The sequence below is a fragment of the Mesorhizobium sp. M0598 genome (assembly GCF_040320865.1).
GTDB lineage: Bacteria > Pseudomonadota > Alphaproteobacteria > Rhizobiales > Rhizobiaceae > Mesorhizobium.
The window spans coordinates 1-1,155 of record NZ_JAMYQL010000105.1 but is presented as its reverse complement, the minus strand read 5'-3'; the positions used below and the strand labels follow the sequence as shown (position 1 = coordinate 1,155).

At 64.2% G+C, this 1,155-nt stretch carries 1 pseudogene; it reads right to left on the bottom strand.

Annotated features, from left to right (window positions below):
- Positions 1 to 1,120 (bottom strand): annotated as a pseudogene (locus NKI59_RS34915) (shikimate kinase); the annotation flags it as partial.
- Between the last annotated feature and the right edge of the window lie 35 nt (positions 1,121 to 1,155).

Below are 1,155 nucleotides of genomic sequence, written 5' to 3'. Positions count from 1 at the left end.
GGGCGCGGGCGCTGTCCAGTATCTGCCTGGTCTTGCCTTGCAGCTCTTCCTGCCTGGCCTGCAAGGCTAGCGTGTCGCCCTCGACATAGGGCCGCCGGTAGAGGTTCTCCAGCACCGCCCGGGTCTTGAGCACCTGATAGATCGAAAGCGCCGGGCAGCGGCTTGCATTGGGGCCGCTGGTGCGCTCGGCCTGGCCTGCCTTGAGGTGGGCATCGATCTTGCGTTCCACCACCGGCTGGATGGCGTTGAGCAGGTTCAGCGCCGACCTGCGGTGCCAGCGCAACGCCCGCTCCGGGCTGCGCGCCAGTGGCAGCAGGGCGGAGCATAGATTGCCCATCGTCTCGAGGTTGTTGTCGAGCTCAAACCCGGGAGCGGCATGCAACACCTCGAGCCTGTCCAGCCCCGGCTGTGCCAGCACACCGAGATCGTCCAACAACTGCGCCTTGCCCAAGGCTTTCAATATCATCGCGATGGCCTGGCCATCGGCCTGCTGCAACCGATCCTCGGCATAGTCGAGATAGTGCGCCAGCTGATGCAGCCGGTCCTTCAGCAAGGCGGGTTCGGCGACCTCGCCGGCGGTCTCTCCCTCCTCGATACCCCGCGCCAGACCGTTGGCGATGCTGACTAGCGCAGGCGTGCTGAAAGTGCTGAAGCGACGGCCCTTGGAACCGAGCTCGCCGGCGATGGCAACGATCGCCTTGCGTGCTTTTTCTTCTTCCGGCCACTTGGCGAAACCGTTCACCAGATTGGCCAAGTCTTGATCCGAAAATTCGTCGAGCTTGCCGACGCGGGCAACGACCTCGCCGGCGATGGCGACCGTCGCCTCGCGTGCCTTCTGCTGGTCCGGCCACTTGCTGAAACCGTTCACCAGACTGGCCAGGCACTGCTCAGAAAAACCAGAGAGTCGGTCGGCGCCGGCAACGACCTCGCCGGCGATGGCGACCGTCGCCTCGCGTGCCTTTTCTTCTTCCGGCCACTTGCTGAAGCCATTCACCAGATTGGCCAGGCCTTGATGCGTAAATCTGTTGAGCTCGCCGGCGCGGGCAACGACCTCGCCGGCGATGGCGACCGTCGCCTCGCGTGCCTTCTGCTGTTCCGGCCACTTGCTGAAACCGTTCACCAGATTGGCCACGTCCTGCGGATCAAAATCGGAAA